Origin of the sequence: Thermopolyspora sp. NPDC052614, from assembly GCF_040678635.1 — a bacterium.
Taxonomy (GTDB): Bacteria; Actinomycetota; Actinomycetes; order Streptosporangiales; family Streptosporangiaceae; genus Thermopolyspora.
The window spans coordinates 421,772-437,594 of sequence record NZ_JBFATZ010000004.1 but is presented as its reverse complement, the minus strand read 5'-3'; the positions used below and the strand labels follow the sequence as shown (position 1 = coordinate 437,594).

Genomic DNA, 15,823 nt, shown 5'->3' with positions numbered 1-15,823 from the left:
GGTCGGACGCGGTTAAAATTTCCGACGATCATCTTGTGGTAGTCGTGGCATCGCGGACCGTCACCCCTGGCAGGACGCGGCAGGGAACGGGCCGCCGTCGTCTTCGAGCTCGCTGATTCCGCCGCGAAGGGGCCGGCGGGCGTGGCCGGACACGCGTCCGAGCGTCAACGAAACCGATCGGGTGAACAACGCGCGTGAACGCGCAGCGAAGGGGAGGGCAACGCGGATGACCGTTCCGGTCTTCCTGATCGCCGCCGAGGCGCTGGCCGGGGCGTCGGCGGGCGGGGAACTCCTCCTCGACGGCCCGGAGGGCAGGCACGCGGCGACCGTCCGGCGGCTGCGGCCGGGCGAGCGCGCGGACCTCACCGACGGCGCCGGTCAGGTGGCCGAGTGCGTGGTCCGCGACGCGCTCAAGGACGCGCTCCTGCTCACCGTGCACGCCCTGTACGGCGCGCCGCCCCCGAAGCCGCGCCTCGTCGTCGCCCAGGGGCTGCCCAAGGGCGACAGAGGCGAGCTGGCCGTCGAGATGATGACCGAGGCCGGGGTGGACGAGATCGTGCCCTGGACGGCGTCCCGCTGCGTCGTCCAGTGGAAGGGGGAGCGCGCCGCCAAGCCGCTGGCCCGCTGGCGCGCCACGGCCCGCGAGGCGGGCAAGCAGTCCCGCCGCTTCCACCTTCCGCGGGTCGCCGACCTCGCCTCCACGGCTCAGGTGGCGGACCGGCTGCGCGCGGCGGCCCTCGCCGTCGTGCTGCACGAGGAGGCCGAGCGCCCCCTGTCCGGCCTCGACCTGCCGACCGACGGCGACATCATGTTGGTGGTCGGCCCCGAAGGCGGCATCGCCCCCGAGGAGATCGAGCGTTTCCGCGCCGCGGGCGCGATCCCCGCGATCCTCGGGCCCACCGTCCTGCGAACCTCGACGGCGGGCGTGGCGGCGGCCGCCGTACTGCTGAGCCGCTCAGGTCGCTGGTAGCGCCGCAGGCGGGTTCCGCGCTTCACGAGCGCACTGCCCGGGCCTTGACGCCGGGGGTGGCGGCGGCCGTGCTGCTGAGCCGCTCCGGCCGCTGGTAGCGCCGCAGGCGGGTTCCGCGCTTCACGAGCGCACTGCCTGCGGGCCTCGACGGCGGCCGTACTGCAGATCCCCGCGCGTGCCCCTCGGCTCCATCGTCGCGACGGCCGACGCGGCGACGGCGGCCGTACGGATGGATCGTTCCGGCCGCCGGCGGCGCGGCTATTCCTCTTGCTTGGTGCTGAGGGTCGGCTCGGCGCTCTCCTGGTCGGTGACCGTGGGCTCGGGCTGCGAGGTCGGGCAGTCCTCCGGAGCGCAGGTGGGGTCCTTCGGGGTCTCGGTGTCCGTCTTGGAGGGCGTCGGCGTCGGCGTGGGCGTCGGGGTCGTGCTCGTGGTCGGGCACGGACCCGGGGTGCCGGACGCGTCCTTCCCCTTGGGCGCGGGCGACGGGCACTCACGCGTCCTGCTCGGCGTCGGCGTGGGCGTGCTGGCCGACGGCGTCGTGCGCGTGGGGGCGAGGCTCGGCCGGGCGCTGGTCGGCGGGACCACGGCGCCGGTGGACGACACCTCGGGCGGGCGAATGTTCGGGGGACGGCTGGTGGACTCCCCCTCGGGCGCATCCGTCTCTGCGTCGATCTCGGTGATGCCCTGTGGCGGTGGTGTGGCCTGCTCGCGTAACCCGGGGACGACCATCACGATCGTGGCGGCCACCAAGGCCGCGCCGACCGCTGAGGCCGCCACCCGCCACCAGAAGATCCCGCGCAGGCCCCGTTGTTCGATGCGGTTGCGGATGATCTCCAGTCCGTCAGGAGAAGGCACGACCGAGTCCGCCTCCGCACGCATGGCACGGCGCAGGATCTCGCCGTACTCGTCGGGGAACTCCGTCATGAAAACTGCTCCAGTACGTTCCGTAGTGCGGCCATCCCGCGGGCCGTGTGACTCTTCACCGCGCCCTTGCTGATGCCCATCGCGTTGGCGATCTCCGCCTCGGAAAGGTCGCCGTAGTAGCGCAGCACCAGCGCCTCCCGCTGGCGGGCGGGCAGGCCGCGCAAGGCCTCGATCACCGCCGAGCGCTCCAGCTCGCCGATGGCGCCGTTCTCGGCGCTGGGCGCGTCGGGAAGGCCCTTCGGGGCGTACTTCTCCACGACGGCCCGGTGGCGCAGCACGGAGCGCGATCGGTTCACGACCGATTGGCGAAGGTAGGCCAATGCCTTGTCGGGGTCCCGCAGCCGGCGCCACGCCCCGTGAATGGCGACGAAGGCGTCCTGTACGACCTCCTCTGCTGAGGCCACGTCACGGACCAGCAGCACAGCGAGACGGACGAGTGACCGATAGTGCGCGCTGTACAGCGCGGTCACGGCCATGTCGGCATCCCACCCGACAGACACCGCCCCCATCGACCGGTCGGCCACGATGGTCTCGGTGGTCACATCTGTTGGACGCGTGGCCTTTCCAGGAGGTTTACGCTCATCCGGTTCTTTAGGGGGCATGGCCCGGTGGTGTCCTCGCCCGACACTAGGAAATTGCCTACGCCTTCGATGAAGTGTCGCACAACAACACTATCCGGGAGGATCTTTCGGCGTGGACTCCAGGGTATTACCGATTGGCAACGGCTGTCGCTACGATTCGGCGGGTGAGCGACTGCCTTTTCTGCAAGATCGTCGCCAAGGAGATCCCGGCCGACGTCGTCCTGGAGACCGACCGGGCGCTGGCGTTTCGTGACATCAACCCCCAGGCGCCCACGCATGTGCTCGTCGTGCCCAAGGAGCATTTCCAGGACGCGGCGGCGCTGGCGGCGGCCGACGACGGGTGGGCCGACGCGGTGCTGCAGGCGGGTCAGGCGGTCGCCGAGCAGGAGGGCGTCGCCGAGGTGGGCTATCGCATGGTCTTCAACACCGGCCCCGCCGCCGGGCAGACGGTGTTCCACGTCCACCTGCACCTGCTCGGCGGGCGGAACCTGACCTGGCCGCCGGGCTGATCACGGGGGCGGCGGGAGACGGGGGCGATTTAAGCCGATGCCCAGGTGGGCCGTCGGTGGATAACATGACGGTAGAAACCTGTGAGGCGCGTACCGGGAGGCGAGCTGGCCGTTAGGGCCGCCCATGTCCGAGTCACACGAAGAACGAAACGTCACGCCGCCGCGTACCAAGGGGCCGGCCCGGACCCAGGCCAAGGTGGTCATCCCGGATGAGCAGTCCATGGTGGGGCTGCTCGGCTCGCGGGACCAGGTCCTGCGCGTCATCGAGAAGGCCTTCCGCGCCGACATCCACGTCCGCGGCAACGAGATCACCGTCACCGGCTCTCCGGAGGAGAGCGGCATGGTGGTGCGCCTGTTCGAGGAGTTGGTCGAGCTGCTGCGCACCGGCGCGCAGCTCACTCCCGACGCCGTGGAACGAGTGATCACCATGCTGCGCATGAGCAGCGAGCGTCCCGCCGAGGTCCTCTCGCTCGACATCCTGTCGTCGCGCGGCCGTACCATCCGGCCCAAGACGGTGAACCAGAAACGGTACGTCGACGCGATCGACAAGCACACGATCGTGTTCGGCATCGGCCCGGCCGGCACCGGCAAGACCTACCTGGCGATGGCCAAGGCGGTCAGGGCGCTGCAGGCCAAGGAGGTCACCCGGATCATCCTGACCCGGCCGGCCGTGGAGGCGGGGGAGCGGCTGGGCTTCCTGCCCGGCACGCTGTACGAGAAGATCGACCCCTACCTGCGCCCGCTGTACGACGCGCTGCACGACATGCTGGACCCCGAGACGATCCCCAAGCTGATGGCCGCGGGAACGATCGAGGTGGCCCCGCTCGCGTACATGCGCGGCCGTACCCTGAACGACGCGTTCATCATCCTCGACGAGGCGCAGAACACCTCGCCCGAGCAGATGAAGATGTTCCTGACGCGGCTCGGGTTCGGATCGAAGATCGTTGTCACCGGTGACGTCACCCAGATCGACCTGCCCGGCGGTCAGGAGAGCGGCCTGAAGGTGGTCAGGGAGATCCTCGAAGGCATCTCCGACATCCACTTCAGCACGCTGACCAGCGCCGACGTGGTACGGCACCGCCTGGTGAGCGACATCGTGGACGCCTACAACCGCTATGACGCCGACCTGCGGGAGCAGGAACCGCGTGCGATCAAGGGCGCCAAGCGCCCACGGGGGAGATAAGCCGCCCATGAGCATCGAGGTGGCCAACGAGTCCGGCGTCGAGATCGACGAGGCCGGGATCGTGGCGCTCGCCGGGCACGTGCTCGGCGAGATGGGCATCAATCCGCTCGCCGAGCTGTCCATCCTGGTGGTGGACGAGGCCGCGATGACGGTGTTGCACGAGCAGTGGATGGGGGAGCCGGGGCCGACCGACGTGCTCGCCTTCCCCATGGACGAGCTGCGGCCGAACCCGGGCGGGGGCGCGCGCAAGGAGCCCGACGCCTCCGCGGACCCGGCGCTGCTCGGCGACGTGGTGCTGTGCCCGCAGGTGGCGGCCAAGCAGGCGGCCGAGGCCGGGCACAGCGCGCGGGAGGAGCTGGAGATGCTGTGCACGCACGGCATCCTGCACCTGCTCGGCTACGACCACGCCGAGCCCGAGGAGCACGCCGAGATGTTCGGCCTCCAGGGTGAGCTGCTCGAATCGTGGCGGGAGGTGCGCCAGGAGCGGTGAACTCCGCCAACTGGTGGCTGCTGTCGGTGGTCCTCCTCGTCTTCGTCGGCGGACTGCTGGCGGGGGCGGAGACGGCCCTGGCCCGGATCTCCCGGGTGCGGGCCGAGGAGTACGCCCGGGAGGGACGCCGGGGCGCTCGACGGCTGCGGGAGATCGTGGCCGACCCGCCCCAGTACCTCAACCTGCTGATGCTGCTGCGGCTGAGCTGCGAGACGGTCGCCACGGTGATCACCACGCTGCTCTTCATCGACCTGCTCGGCGACGAGGGGCAGGCGTACCTGGTGGCCGCCGCCGTCATGATCGTCATCTGCTATGTGATCATGGGCGTGTCGCCGCGTACCCTGGGCCGCCAGCACGCCGAGCCGATCGCGCTGGCGAGCGCCCCGATCGTGTACCGGCTCACGCGGGTCCTCGGCCCGCTGCCCCGGCTGCTGATCCTGCTCGGCAACGCGCTGACGCCGGGCAAGGGCTTCCGCGAGGGGCCGTTCACCTCCGAGGCGGAGCTGCGTGACCTGGTCGACCTGGCCGAGCAGCGCCGGGTGATCGAGCCGGACGAGCGCCAGATGATCCACTCGGTGTTCGAGCTGGGCGACACGCTCGTCCGCGAGGTGATGGTGCCGCGTACCGACATGGTCTTCATCGAACGCGGCAAGACGCTCAACCAGGCGCTGTCGCTCGCGCTGCGCAGCGGCTTCTCGCGCATCCCGGTGGTGGGCGAGAACGAGGACGACGTGATCGGCATCGCCTACCTCAAGGACGTGGTGCGCCGCCTGCACGAGCCGGGCGAGCGGCCCGGGGACGGCGGCCTCGACACCGTCGAGTCGCAGATGCGCCCGGCCACGTACGTCCCGGAGAGCAAGCCGATCGACGACCTGCTGCGCGAGATGCAGGCCCGGCAGATCCACGTGGCGATCGTCATCGACGAGTACGGCGGCACGGCCGGCCTGGTCACCATCGAGGACATCCTGGAGGAGATCGTCGGCGAGATCGCCGACGAGTACGACCAGGAGGCCCCGCGGGTGGAGTGGCTGGAGGAGGACACCGCCGCCCGGGTGACCGCCCGGCTGCCGGTGGACGAGCTGGAGGAGCTGTTCGGCGCCGAGCTGGAGGTCGATGACGTGGAGACCGTCGGCGGCCTGCTCGCGCACGCGCTCGGCAGGGTGCCGATCGCGGGCTCCGAGGCGACGATCGACGGCCTGCTGCTGACGGCCGAGAGCCTCGCCGGGCGGCGCAACCGGATCAGCACCGTGGTGGTGCGCCGGGTGCGCAACAAGGAGGACGAGGAAGCCGACGCCGCGACGAAACAGGACTGACCTGCGGGTATCCGATATTTCTAGCGTTGGCATCTGATGTCGCAACTGTTCTTTAAGTGAATTGCAAGCGGGGGCTGCCACTCTCTTCTCAGGCGCTCACCTGATCAGTGGGAGCCGTGAGGGGTGGGAACCGGAGCGTCGGACGGGGGTTGCCGGCGCATCGGTTGATCAACGGGGGATGCCAAGAGGGTGTTCTCGCCCGCGAGAGCGGGTGGGAGCACCCTTACGGCTGTTCAGGACCGGGAAACCCGCCCGACTCAAGCCCCGGCGCGAATCCCGGCGCGAACGCGTACGCCCAAGCCTCTATAGGCTTGACGCGTGACTGACGCGACACTGGACTCCGAGGACAACAAGCTCGTCGTGCTGGCCCGCTCCTCCCGCGCCCGCAACGGCTCGGCGGAGGGCGCCGCCGTACGCGACGAGATCGGCCGCACCTACACCGCCTCCGAGGTGAACCTGCCGTCGCTGCGACTGTCGGCGGTGCAGGTGGCGGTGGCGATGGCGGCCTCCAGCGGAGCGCGCACGCTGGAGGCGGCCGCGCTGGTCACCGAGGCCGACGGCCCGTCCGAGGCCGACCTGCTCGCGGTGCGGGACATGTCGGCCGGCGTCCTGTTCGTGGCCGCCCCGGACGGCACGGTCAAGGGACGCCACCGGTGACCCCCGAGACGAAGGCCGAAGCCCACCGAGCGGGGTTCGCGTGCTTCGTCGGCCGCCCCAACGTGGGCAAGTCGACGCTGATGAACGCGCTGGTCGGCACGAAGGTGGCGATCACCTCCTCCAAGCCGCAGACCACCCGGCGCGTGATCCGCGGCATCGTGCACCGCCCCGACGCGCAACTCGTCATCGTCGACACCCCCGGCCTGCACCGCCCCCGCACCCTGCTCGGCGAGCGGCTCGACAGCCTGGTGCTGTCCACGCTCACCGAGGTCGACGTGATCGTCTTCTGCGTCCCGGCGAACGAGAAGGTCGGCAAGGGCGACGCCTTCATCGCCGAGAAGCTCGCCGCCGTACGCAAGACCCCCGTCGTCGCCGTGGTCACCAAGTGCGACCTCGCCGCCAAGAAGCAGATCGCCGAGCAACTCCTCGCGGTGTCCGCCTTGGGAGATTTCGCCGACATCGTCCCGGTCTCAGCGGAAACCAACGACCAACTGGACGTCCTCACCGACGTCCTCACCGCACACCTCCCCGAGGGCCCGCCCCTGTACGCCGACGGCGAGCCGACCGACGAGCCCGAGCAGATCCTCGTCGGCGAACTGGTCCGCGAGGCCGCCTTGGAGGGCGTCCGCGACGAGCTTCCGCACTCCATCGCCGTCGTCGTCGACGAGATGCTGCCCCGCCCCGGCCGCGACGACCTACTCGACATCTACGCCGTCATGTACGTCGAACGCCCCTCCCAAAAGGCCATCGTCATCGGCAACAAGGGCGAGCGCCTCAAGGACGTCGGCACCAAGGCGCGCAAGCAGATCGAGGCCCTCCTGGGCACCCGCGTCTACCTCGACCTCCGCGTCAAGATCGCCAAGGACTGGCAACGCGACCCCAAGCAACTGCGCCGCCTGGGCTTCTATGACTGATCGCCTTCAACCCATCCGGGAAAACGGAGAACCGGGCCGGGCTTGACCGGCTCGGGCCGAACGGCCGCGCCACCACGAGAGCACGGCCCCTGCCTCGCCAATCGCCTTCGGCCCGTCCGGGAGAACGACCCACGTGACCCGCCGCCTCCCCGTCGCCCGGCCGCGAACCGGCGCCGACCCACACCCGCCGAGCTAGTCCGACGTCCCCGAACGACCACCAAGCCGTCCGCATGACACCGGTGAGCGCCCTCCACTGCACTGCCTATGACCGCTGCCGCCGGAACAACGCGATCGCCGCCAGAACGTTGATCAGGATGGACGCCCCGAGCCCCACGAACCACCCGTACTCGATCCGCGGCCCGACCCGCACCAGCCCGGCGATCGTCACCGACAGGTCCAGCAGCCGCTCCGGCCGGTTGATGAACACCGCCAGCGCCAGCGCCCCCGCGGCCCCCGGAACGATCGCGAACCCCGTGAACGCCCGCCCGTGCGTCAACCCCGCGACCCCGAGCACCGCCGCCACCACCCCGGCCACGCACACGAACCACCCGGCCGCGTCGTCAAAGCCGAGCACGCTGGTGCCGAGCCCCCGACCCAGCACGGGCACCTCCGCCCGCACGCCCGCCCACGGCAGCAACGGCGAAACGGCCAGCCCTGCCCCCGCCAGGATCACTCCCGTGCTCACCACCCGGTGCCCGCCCACAATTCGAGCGTAACCCCCTGGCCGCCTCCGCAGTGATCGACTTCCACCGAGCGGCGATCCAAGGCGGACGCATGCGGACGTAAAGCATCGAGATCGAGCGGACGGCATGCTTTCCGGCCGCCGCTTCGTTGACAGGGACATGACCGGATCATGGTGGCTCGACACGCTGCTGGGCGTCCTCGCGGGCCTGGCGACGGCCTGGATCGCGTTGATCACGGCCCTGGCGCTCACGCGTCCCCGTCACGGAATGCTGAGCGAGGCGGTCCGGCTGCTGCCCGACGCGCTCCGCCTGATCCGCCGCCTCGCGGCCGACCCCGCGCTCCCGCGCGGAGTACGCACACGGCTCGCCCTGCTCCTCGCCTACCTGGCCTTCCCCATCGACCTCGTGCCGGACTTCATCCCGGTCCTCGGGTACGCCGACGACGCCATCATCGTCGCCGTGGTGCTCCGCTCGGTGGTCCGCCGCGCGGGCCTGCCCGCGGTGCGCCGTCACTGGCCGGGCAGCGACGACGGCTTCGCCGCGCTGTGCCGCCCACCGGCCTGACACAGCCCCGAGCGCCTGACGGGCCACCCCGCTCCGTCCCGCCCGTCCCGTGAGCGAGTGGAAGCAGAGTGGCCCGTGTCAGGTCCGGCTCAGCCGGAGAACAGCTGGGTGAGCTTCTGGACCAGTTCGAAGACGCCGTACGCGAACGGCACGCCCACCCACACCCAGGCGAGGATCTTCAAGGGAGTGTGCCGGGTCCCGGTGGCCGTGGCCTCGGTCGTCGACCGCGTCGTCATGCCGCCTCGCTCCTTCCGGCCGTCAGCTTCTCCGCGGCCTGCGGATGCTCGTGGTACTTGTCGTCCACCGGGCGGATCAACTCGTTGGCCACGAAGCCGACGACGAGCAGCCCGATCATGATGAAAAGGGACGTGGTGTAGAGGGCGGGACCCGACCTGCCCGCGGCCTCCTGGGTGTCGGCGATCCAGTTGATGATCAGCGGGCCGAGCACGCCCGCGGTGGACCACGCCGTCAGGAGCCGGCCGTGGATCGCGCCGACCTGGTAGCTGCCGAACAGGTCCTTCAGGTACGCCGGGACGGTGGAGAATCCGCCGCCGTAGAACGACAGGATGCCGATCGCGCAGACGATGAACAGCGGCTTGGAGGCGCTGCCGGCCAGCGCGATCACCAGATAGAGCAGCGCCCCCACGCCCAGGTAGACCCGGTACATGTTCTTGCGCCCGATCAGGTCCGAGGTGGTGGACCAGACGAACCGGCCGCTCATGTTCGCCAGCGACAGCAGCGCGACGAAGCCCGCCGCCGCCGCCACGCTCACCGGCGCGGACGTGCTCGCGAAGAAGTCCCTGATCATGGGCGCGGCCTTCTCCAGGATGCCGATGCCCGCGGTGACGTTGAAGCACAGCACGATCCACAGCAGGTAGAACTGCGGCGTGCGTACGGCGTTGCGGACGGATACGTCGGCGGAGGTGATCAGCGGCCGCGCGGCGACCTTCGCCGGCTCCCAGCCCGCCGGGCGCCAGCCGTCCGGCGGGACCCGGACCAGCAGCCAGCCCATCGACATGAACACCGCGTACACCACGCCGTGCACGAGGAAGGTCTGGGCGATGCCGCCGGTGTCGGTGCCGAAGCTCGCCAGCATCTGCGCCGACCACGGCGAGGCGATCAGCGCACCGCCGCCGAATCCCATGATCGCGATTCCGGTGGCCATGCCCGGCCGGTCGGGGAACCACTTGATCAGGGTGGAGACCGGCGAGATGTAGCCGATGCCGAGCCCGATGCCGCCGACGAAGCCGTACCCGAACACCACCAACCAGTACTGCCGGGTGGCCACCCCGAGCGCGGACAGCAGGAATCCCGAGGAGAAGCACACCATCGAGACGAACATCGCCCACCGGGGCCCGTTGCGCTCCACCAGCGTGCCGCCGAACGCGGCCGACAGGCCCAGCATGACGATGCCGAGCTGGAACGGCAGGGCGCTTGCCGTGCCGGACAGGCCGAGGGACGACTCCAGCGGGGGCTTGAACACGCTCCATGCGTACGCCTGGCCGATGGCGAGATGCACGGACAACGCGGCCGGGGGGATCAGCCACCGGCTCCAGGTGGGCGGGGCGATGGAGTGCGAACGGTCAAGGAAGCTGACATGGCTCTGTCTGTTCTCCACGCCACTCAGGTAAACACGCGCTGTATTCCGTATACAAAATTCGACGCGACGAACGGTCGGAAATCTGCGGTGAAAGGCCTGGCCTTCCACCATGCGGGAAGGTCGCCGCGATCCCGAAGGGGCCGGGCCGGACGACTGAGGCGATCCGCTGCCCGCTCTCGCCGTCACGCCGACGGTGCGGCGGAAATCACACTGGTGCGACGTGTACTCGGGCAGGCCAGCGCCGGTCGCCAGCGACGTGGTGCTGCTGACCAGCATCTTCCAGGAGGCGGGCGCGAAGAGAAGCTCCGGCATAGTCGCCGTCCGCGACGGCGACTATGCCGTCTTGGCGACTTCGGGCAGCCATTGACAACCGTTGCCGAGCTGGTCTGAGATCTTGAGACCAGACCGGCCGCCGAGAGCGGAAGAGAGAAGGAGGTGCGGCGCGTGATCGCGCGAGTATGGCGAGGATGGGCTCCGAAGGCGACGGCCGACGACTATCAGCGCCACTACGAGTCCGAGGTGGCGCAGCATCTTCAGCAGGTGAAGGGCTTTTGCGGCGCCCGCCTGCTGCGCCGCGACGACGGTCGGGAAGTGATGTTCACCTCCATCACGTTCTTCGCCGGTATGGAGGACGTACGTGCGTTCGCCGGGGACGATCCGGAGCAGGCCGTCGTCGAAGAGGCGGCCCGCCGCGCCCTTTCCCGATGGGACGAACGCGTCACCCACCACGAGGTCGCGGTCGACCTCGCCGGATGACCGGCCGACCCGAGACATCCGGGTCCCGATAACCGCCTTCCGTGACGCCGATGGGCCGGGGCCAAGGCGGTTGAGGTCTCCTCAACCGCCTCATGGTCGGCCGCGGTCGTTCCTCGGTCTTCAATGGCGCGGGTGGGCAATAGTCCTCGTCGGCCGAAGTGAGATGCCTTTCGCCGGCACGAAGTCATACGCTTCGGCCACGGTAACCGCCGGGGGCCGTTCGGCTGATCACATCGCTTCGTGGAGGGCTCCGCGCTTGACGGCGCGGAGGAACGACTTCCACGCCGCGGGCGTGCAGATGAGCGTCGGCCCGGTCGGGTTCTTGCTGTCGCGGACGGCGATGATGCCGGGGATATTGGTGGCGACTTCGACGCAGTTGCCGCCATTGTTGCCGCTACGCGCGCTTTTCCTCCAGACGGCCCCGGAGAGGTCAACGGGGGTCAGGCTTCCGGCTCCCATTGCTCTGCTGTTTCCTCGATCTTTTTGAGCGATTCACCCGGACGATACGCCTCTGCACGTAGTCTGTCATATCTATCCCAGATCAGCGATGCCAGATCATTACCCGCTGATACCTCGCCGCGACCCGCGGAGTCCACGGAGATGGTCGTCGGTGCGTCTGGTAGCTCGGCGAGATCAGATCGCTCCGTGGAGGGCTCCGCCCTTGACGGCGCGGAGGAACGACCTCCATGAGGTCGGCGTGTAGAGGAGCGTCGGCCCGGCCGGGTTCTTACTGTCGCGGACGGCGACGAGACCGGGGATATTGGTGGCCACCTCGACGCATTCCCCGCCGTTGTTGCCGCTGTGGGAGCTCTTCTTCCAGGCGGCCATGGAGAGGTCGATGTTGATCAGCTTTTCGGCTTCCATTGCTCCGCTGCTTCCTCGATTCTTCTGAGCGATTCGCCTGGACGAAACGCTTCTGCGCGAAGTCTGTCATATCTATCCCAAATGAGCGATACCAGCTCATGGTCCGCTGATACCTCCCCACGGCCGGCGGAATCCACGGACACAGTCGTGGGTGCGTCCGGCAACTCCGCGATGACGAAGGCCGACAGCAGGCCGTCGGTGCAGGGGGTGTCGTAGGGGACCACTTGTACGGTCGCGTAACGACAGCGGGCGACGGTGGCCAGATGCCTGAGCTGTTCGTGCATGATCCGGGCATTGCCGATCGGGCGCTTGAGCACCCATTCGTCGATGAGGACCCACAACTCCGGGGGCTTCTCCCGGTGCAGGATCTGCTGGCGTTCCATGCGGGAGTTGACCTGGTCCTCCACCTCGGCCTCCGGAGTCGAGAAGTGGCCAAGAAAGATGGCTCGCGCGTAGGCCTCGGTCTGGAGCAGTCCGGGGATCACGGAGGGAGCCCAGGCGCGCAGCACGGTCGCGTGGGGCTCGATCTCGTCGAGCCAGCGTATGAACCAGCCGGGGCCGGTGGGGGACTGCCGGGTGCGCCGCCAGAGCCGGACGAAGTAGTCGCTCGTGGGGAGATTGAAGATGCGATCGCACGCTTCGGCGAAGTCGAGCTGGGGATTGCGGCTGGCCGTCTCGATGTGTCCGATGAGCGAGGGCGAGCAGCCCAGGCGCTCGGATAGGCGGGCTTGGGAAAGGCCCAGTTCCTTGCGGCAGCGGGCCAGTTCGTGGCCGAAGCGCTGCAATGGGGTAAGGCGCGGATCGGAATCGGGGGGCATGTCCGTCTCCTTCGCTTTTTCGGTTTTTCGGTGACGCGCGTTGACCGTACGGCGACGGGCATGACTTCGTCGGAGGTTTTCTGTCGCCGTACTGTCCCTGGATTCTAGGTACGCGGCACCGTTCTCGCTGGGCATTATGCGGAAACCCCAATGGTTATCCGGCCAGGTCATCACAATAATCCGACATTTGTCCCATGTCGCTGAGGCGGTCGCTACAGCCGGGATCGTGAATGTGGAGTGGTCTCGCCGGAATGACGGAAGCGAGATGGCTGATGGTGAATGCGCCCATTATTCGCCGTAATTATGCTGAGTTGTCGACTGATCCGCTGTCGGCGGCGTTCGCCCGACGCCACGTGGGCCGGGTGCTCACGTCCTGGGGACGCCGGGAGCTGATCGAGGCGGCGCAACTCATCATCAGCGAGCTCGTCACCAACGCGCTCAAGGCGGCGGCCGAACCGCCCGCGCCGCCGGACCCGTACATCTGGATCGGCCTGCACCAGGCGAACGGCCGCGTGGTCCTGGAGGTCTGGGACCCCAGCCGCACGCCGCCCAAGCTCGTCGATCCCGGCCCCGACGCGCTCGGCGGGCGCGGTCTGCTGCTGGTGGACGACCTGGCCGCCGACTGGGGCTACCGGTGGCCGCGTACGGGCGGAAAGGTCGTCTGGGCCGCGCTGAAGACCGAGGGGTGAAGCCGCCGCGAACGGTGAGAACCTCGCCGGAGGCGAAGGGGCCGATCAACGATCGGGGGACGCCAGGGCCGGAGGCAGGGGGACCGCTCGGGCGTCCGTGACCGTGAAGGTGCCCGCCACCTGCTGATCGCGCAGGAGGAACCCGACGACGCCCGCGATCGCCTGGGCGGCGTCGTGGGCGGGGGCGTGGCCGGTCAGCAGGTAGACCAGAGGGGTGGACGGCTGGGCGAGGGTGAACTGACGGCCGTGACGGCGTACCTCCTTGAGGGTTCTGACGGGGATGGCCCGTGTGGCGGTGAACCAGACGGCCACCTGCCACATGGGTGACGCCGGATCCGGATCGAGCGAATCCTCGTAACAGGTCACGCAGCCGGAACGGGCATTCCGCCCGTGGGGGCACGCCCAGGCGTCCGCCTCGCTGGACATGCTTCGATCCGACATGACCCGATCCTTTCGCATCGGCGCGACGACCATCTGGACCGGGCGTGCCCGGTCGTCGCGTCGGCGAGAGGTTCCGTGACGCCCCCCACCGACTCCCGTGACGGGGGCGGCGTGTAGTTCGTCGTCGGCGCGCGGGGTCGCCTCGATGTCGCCCTGTTCGATCGCCGTGCGGAACCGGTCGTTGGTCTGGCGTGGTGGGCGACGGACAAGCCCCGTCTTATCGGGCATGACCTGGTGGTCGCCTCGCCGGATCCGGTGGAGGGCCGCTCGCCTTGCGACGCCGAGACCTCCCCTGGGGGCGGTTTCGGCGTCAGTCGGCCCCGGCGGCGACGGCCTCTCCCCACAGGAGTCTGCGGCGCAGTTCGACCGCGTCCCCGGCCAGGGCGGAGACAAGGGTTCCAGGGGCGGCGAGGGGGAGTACGGCCACGCCGTCGGCGATGGTCGCGGTGGCGGGGCGGCGGTCGGCCGGGGGCGTGAACGCGGGTCCGGCGAGCAGGGTGCTGCCGACACAGCGGGCCGTGCCGTACACGGCGGGGCTGGTGTCGACGGCGGGATCGCCGACGGCGAGTTGCTGGCGGAGCAGGGGTACGCCGCCGATCGTGGCGTCGAAGCGGGTGCGGCAACGGCCCGGCGCCTCGCCGTGACGGCCGAAGATGATCTCTTCGCGCCACAGCACCGAGGCCGTGGGGGCCAGTGAGAGCCGTACGAGCAGGTGGTGGTCGCAGGCGGCGGCCAGGATGGTCGGTTCGGGGGTGAAGCGGAGGGTGGCGCCGGGGCCGACCCGGGCATTCACGATCATGCGGGACGGCCCGCCCTGACCCGGGAGGACCAGGGGGGCGGCGACCGAGCGGAGCTCCAGGCCGGTGCCGGCGGCGACGTCGATGTCCAGCTCCAGGTGGTCGCCGCCGAGCGGTCCGGCGGCGGTGGAGATCAGGTGAACCTGGTCCGGCCCGGTACGGCGAAGCGTGAGCGGCGGCTCGGACCGCAGCGTGGCCAGGACGGTCCCGCCGCGCGAGGACGCCTCGGTGACGACGACCGCCTGGGCACGCAGGGCACGCCGTGACGGGCGGAGCCGTCCGTCTCCCGCCGCCTCCCCGGCGGCGGCGGGAGACGCGGACGCGAGCGCGGCGTGTCGTCTCATCGGGGCTGCGGCCCGCTCAAGGCTGCGGCGTCGGCGCCGGATGCTCGTGGTGGTCGGGATGCTCGTGGGCCGCCTTCCAGGCGCCGAGGACGCTGGTGACCCACTCGGCGACGGCGTGCGCCCGGGCGTCCTCGCGCAGCGAGGTGAACAGCACCGGCCTGCCGTCCCGCACGGCCTTGGCGTCGCGGGACATGACGGTGAGGTCGGCCCCGACGAGGGGCGCGAGGTCGGTCTTGTTGATGACCAGCAGGTCGGCGCCGGTGACGCCCGGCCCGCCCTTGCGCGGCACCTTGTCGCCGCCGGAGACGTCCAGGACGAAGATCTGCTTGTCGGCGAGGCCGCGGCTGAACGTCGCGGTCAGGTTGTCGCCGCCGCTCTCCACGATCACCAGGTCGAGGGGGCCGAAACGCTCCTCCAGGGTCTCGACCGCGTCGAGGTTGGCGACGATGTCGTCGCGGATCGCCGTGTGCGGGCAGCAGCCCGTCTGCACGGCGAGGATGCGTTCGGGATCGAGTACGCCCGCCTTGCGGAGGAACTCGGCGTCCTCGGTGGTGTAGATGTCGTTGGTCACCACGCCGAGGCGCAGCGCGGGCCCGAGGGTCCGGCACAGGGCGGCGACCAGGGCGGTCTTGCCGCTGCCCACCGGGCCGCCGACGCCGAGACGCAGCGCCCGCCCGTGCGGGTCGGGAGCGTCGTGCTGATCGCTGTGGTCAACGCCCATGAGGC

General features: G+C 69.9%; 22 protein-coding genes. 11 read left to right on the top strand and 11 right to left on the bottom strand.

Going from position 1 to position 15,823, the window contains the following annotated elements; translation table 11 throughout:
- Positions 1 to 226: 226 nt before the first annotated feature.
- Positions 227 to 970 (top strand): 16S rRNA (uracil(1498)-N(3))-methyltransferase, encoded by a 744-nt coding sequence (locus AB0K60_RS11610; protein WP_364051759.1) that lies wholly within the window; start codon positions 227 to 229, stop codon positions 968 to 970.
- 258 nt (positions 971 to 1,228) lie between these two features.
- Here the strand turns inward: AB0K60_RS11610 and AB0K60_RS11605 are convergent, their stop codons facing one another.
- Together AB0K60_RS11605 and AB0K60_RS11600 are read right to left on the bottom strand one after the other, a co-directional pair.
- Positions 1,229 to 1,894, bottom strand: coding sequence for a hypothetical protein (locus AB0K60_RS11605; protein ID WP_364051756.1), 666 nt, complete (start codon positions 1,892 to 1,894; stop codon positions 1,229 to 1,231).
- Positions 1,891 to 2,421 carry a SigE family RNA polymerase sigma factor gene (locus AB0K60_RS11600; RefSeq protein ID WP_364052102.1) on the bottom strand — a complete coding sequence of 177 codons (531 nt, stop codon included), beginning with the start codon at positions 2,419 to 2,421 and terminating at the stop codon, positions 1,891 to 1,893. Before AB0K60_RS11600 ends, AB0K60_RS11605 begins: the two co-directional genes overlap by 4 nt.
- Positions 2,422 to 2,639: 218 nt before the next feature.
- Between AB0K60_RS11600 and AB0K60_RS11595 the strand changes: the two genes are divergently transcribed.
- The 6 genes from AB0K60_RS11595 to era all read left to right on the top strand — a co-directional run bounded on the left by AB0K60_RS11595 (position 2,640) and on the right by era (position 7,541).
- On the top strand, positions 2,640 to 2,984 hold the full coding sequence (locus AB0K60_RS11595) for a histidine triad nucleotide-binding protein (RefSeq protein ID WP_364051753.1): 345 nt from the start codon (positions 2,640 to 2,642) through the stop codon (positions 2,982 to 2,984).
- 124 nt (positions 2,985 to 3,108) lie between these two features.
- On the top strand, positions 3,109 to 4,167 hold the full coding sequence (locus AB0K60_RS11590) for a PhoH family protein (RefSeq protein ID WP_364051750.1): 1,059 nt from the start codon (positions 3,109 to 3,111) through the stop codon (positions 4,165 to 4,167).
- Positions 4,168 to 4,174: 7 nt separating this feature from the next.
- On the top strand, positions 4,175 to 4,657 hold the full coding sequence (gene ybeY / locus AB0K60_RS11585) for an rRNA maturation RNase YbeY (RefSeq protein ID WP_364051747.1): 483 nt from the start codon (positions 4,175 to 4,177) through the stop codon (positions 4,655 to 4,657).
- On the top strand, positions 4,654 to 5,970 hold the full coding sequence (locus AB0K60_RS11580) for a hemolysin family protein (RefSeq protein ID WP_364051744.1): 1,317 nt from the start codon (positions 4,654 to 4,656) through the stop codon (positions 5,968 to 5,970). Before ybeY ends, AB0K60_RS11580 begins: the two co-directional genes overlap by 4 nt.
- Before the next feature lie 318 nt (positions 5,971 to 6,288).
- On the top strand, positions 6,289 to 6,627 hold the full coding sequence (locus tag AB0K60_RS11575; protein WP_364051741.1) for a cytidine deaminase: 339 nt from the start codon (positions 6,289 to 6,291) through the stop codon (positions 6,625 to 6,627).
- A complete protein-coding gene (era, locus tag AB0K60_RS11570; RefSeq protein ID WP_364051738.1) occupies positions 6,624 to 7,541 on the top strand; it encodes a GTPase Era in 918 nt (305 codons plus the stop codon). Before AB0K60_RS11575 ends, era begins: the two co-directional genes overlap by 4 nt.
- A 262-nt stretch (positions 7,542 to 7,803) precedes the next feature.
- On the opposite strand, the gene AB0K60_RS11565 is transcribed toward era, so the two are convergent.
- A complete protein-coding gene (locus tag AB0K60_RS11565) occupies positions 7,804 to 8,244 on the bottom strand; it encodes a hypothetical protein (RefSeq protein WP_364051735.1) in 441 nt (146 codons plus the stop codon).
- A gap of 139 nt (positions 8,245 to 8,383) precedes the next feature.
- Between AB0K60_RS11565 and AB0K60_RS11560 the strand changes: the two genes are divergently transcribed.
- Positions 8,384 to 8,788, top strand: coding sequence for a DUF1232 domain-containing protein (locus AB0K60_RS11560; RefSeq protein WP_364051732.1), 405 nt, complete (start codon positions 8,384 to 8,386; stop codon positions 8,786 to 8,788).
- A gap of 89 nt (positions 8,789 to 8,877) precedes the next feature.
- Here AB0K60_RS11560 and AB0K60_RS11555 read toward each other — a convergent pair whose 3' ends face one another.
- Positions 8,878 to 9,024, bottom strand: coding sequence for a hypothetical protein (locus AB0K60_RS11555; protein ID WP_364051729.1), 147 nt, complete (start codon positions 9,022 to 9,024; stop codon positions 8,878 to 8,880).
- Positions 9,021 to 10,406: an OFA family MFS transporter gene (locus AB0K60_RS11550; protein ID WP_364051726.1), complete on the bottom strand. Its 1,386-nt coding sequence runs from the start codon at positions 10,404 to 10,406 to the stop codon at positions 9,021 to 9,023. The genes AB0K60_RS11555 and AB0K60_RS11550 overlap by 4 nt, the downstream gene beginning before the upstream one ends.
- A gap of 175 nt (positions 10,407 to 10,581) precedes the next feature.
- Between AB0K60_RS11550 and AB0K60_RS11545 the strand changes: the two genes are divergently transcribed.
- Together AB0K60_RS11545 and AB0K60_RS11540 are read left to right on the top strand one after the other, a co-directional pair.
- On the top strand, positions 10,582 to 10,755 hold the full coding sequence (locus tag AB0K60_RS11545; protein ID WP_364051723.1) for a hypothetical protein: 174 nt from the start codon (positions 10,582 to 10,584) through the stop codon (positions 10,753 to 10,755).
- A 77-nt stretch (positions 10,756 to 10,832) separates the two neighbouring features.
- Positions 10,833 to 11,144, top strand: coding sequence for an antibiotic biosynthesis monooxygenase (locus AB0K60_RS11540; RefSeq protein WP_364051720.1), 312 nt, complete (start codon positions 10,833 to 10,835; stop codon positions 11,142 to 11,144).
- Between the two features lie 228 nt (positions 11,145 to 11,372).
- Here AB0K60_RS11540 and AB0K60_RS11535 read toward each other — a convergent pair whose 3' ends face one another.
- The 3 genes from AB0K60_RS11535 to AB0K60_RS11525 form a co-directional block, all read right to left on the bottom strand.
- Positions 11,373 to 11,603 carry a DUF397 domain-containing protein gene (locus tag AB0K60_RS11535; protein WP_364051717.1) on the bottom strand — a complete coding sequence of 77 codons (231 nt, stop codon included), beginning with the start codon at positions 11,601 to 11,603 and terminating at the stop codon, positions 11,373 to 11,375.
- Between the two features lie 174 nt (positions 11,604 to 11,777).
- Positions 11,778 to 12,008: a DUF397 domain-containing protein gene (locus tag AB0K60_RS11530; protein ID WP_364051714.1), complete on the bottom strand. Its 231-nt coding sequence runs from the start codon at positions 12,006 to 12,008 to the stop codon at positions 11,778 to 11,780.
- Positions 11,990 to 12,826 (bottom strand): helix-turn-helix transcriptional regulator, encoded by an 837-nt coding sequence (locus AB0K60_RS11525; RefSeq protein ID WP_364051711.1) that lies wholly within the window; start codon positions 12,824 to 12,826, stop codon positions 11,990 to 11,992. Before AB0K60_RS11525 ends, AB0K60_RS11530 begins: the two co-directional genes overlap by 19 nt.
- A gap of 311 nt (positions 12,827 to 13,137) precedes the next feature.
- Here AB0K60_RS11525 and AB0K60_RS11520 point away from each other — a divergent pair, with 311 nt between their 5' ends.
- On the top strand, positions 13,138 to 13,515 hold the full coding sequence (locus tag AB0K60_RS11520; protein ID WP_364051708.1) for an ATP-binding protein: 378 nt from the start codon (positions 13,138 to 13,140) through the stop codon (positions 13,513 to 13,515).
- A 45-nt stretch (positions 13,516 to 13,560) separates the two neighbouring features.
- Here the strand turns inward: AB0K60_RS11520 and AB0K60_RS11515 are convergent, their stop codons facing one another.
- From AB0K60_RS11515 to ureG, 3 genes are all read right to left on the bottom strand, one after another.
- The gene (locus AB0K60_RS11515) at positions 13,561 to 13,956 is read right to left on the bottom strand and encodes a hypothetical protein (protein ID WP_364051705.1); all 396 of its coding nucleotides are present in this window, start codon (positions 13,954 to 13,956) and stop codon (positions 13,561 to 13,563) included.
- Between the two features lie 310 nt (positions 13,957 to 14,266).
- On the bottom strand, positions 14,267 to 15,097 hold the full coding sequence (locus tag AB0K60_RS11510) for an urease accessory protein UreD (RefSeq protein ID WP_364051702.1): 831 nt from the start codon (positions 15,095 to 15,097) through the stop codon (positions 14,267 to 14,269).
- Positions 15,098 to 15,113: 16 nt separating this feature from the next.
- On the bottom strand, positions 15,114 to 15,818 hold the full coding sequence (gene ureG / locus AB0K60_RS11505) for an urease accessory protein UreG (protein ID WP_364051699.1): 705 nt from the start codon (positions 15,816 to 15,818) through the stop codon (positions 15,114 to 15,116).
- Positions 15,819 to 15,823: the final 5 nt, after the last annotated feature.

Bases quoted from the DNA above. Each gene is read 5' to 3' on its own strand.
- AB0K60_RS11605 (WP_364051756.1), bottom strand. From the start codon at position 1,894: ATGACGGAGTTCCCCGACGAGTACGGCGAGATCCTGCGCCGTGCCATG.
- AB0K60_RS11525 (WP_364051711.1), bottom strand. From the start codon at position 12,826: ATGCCCCCCGATTCCGATCCGCGCCTTACCCCATTGCAGCGCTTCGGC.
- ybeY (WP_364051747.1), top strand. From the start codon at position 4,175: ATGAGCATCGAGGTGGCCAACGAGTCCGGCGTCGAGATCGACGAGGCC.
- AB0K60_RS11590 (WP_364051750.1), top strand. From the start codon at position 3,109: ATGTCCGAGTCACACGAAGAACGAAACGTCACGCCGCCGCGTACCAAG.
- AB0K60_RS11530 (WP_364051714.1), bottom strand. From the start codon at position 12,008: ATGGAAGCCGAAAAGCTGATCAACATCGACCTCTCCATGGCCGCCTGG.
- AB0K60_RS11560 (WP_364051732.1), top strand. From the start codon at position 8,384: ATGACCGGATCATGGTGGCTCGACACGCTGCTGGGCGTCCTCGCGGGC.
- AB0K60_RS11535 (WP_364051717.1), bottom strand. From the start codon at position 11,603: ATGGGAGCCGGAAGCCTGACCCCCGTTGACCTCTCCGGGGCCGTCTGG.
- AB0K60_RS11610 (WP_364051759.1), top strand. From the start codon at position 227: ATGACCGTTCCGGTCTTCCTGATCGCCGCCGAGGCGCTGGCCGGGGCG.
- AB0K60_RS11555 (WP_364051729.1), bottom strand. From the start codon at position 9,024: ATGACGACGCGGTCGACGACCGAGGCCACGGCCACCGGGACCCGGCAC.
- ureG (WP_364051699.1), bottom strand. From the start codon at position 15,818: ATGGGCGTTGACCACAGCGATCAGCACGACGCTCCCGACCCGCACGGG.
- AB0K60_RS11515 (WP_364051705.1), bottom strand. From the start codon at position 13,956: ATGTCGGATCGAAGCATGTCCAGCGAGGCGGACGCCTGGGCGTGCCCC.
- AB0K60_RS11510 (WP_364051702.1), bottom strand. From the start codon at position 15,097: ATGAGACGACACGCCGCGCTCGCGTCCGCGTCTCCCGCCGCCGCCGGG.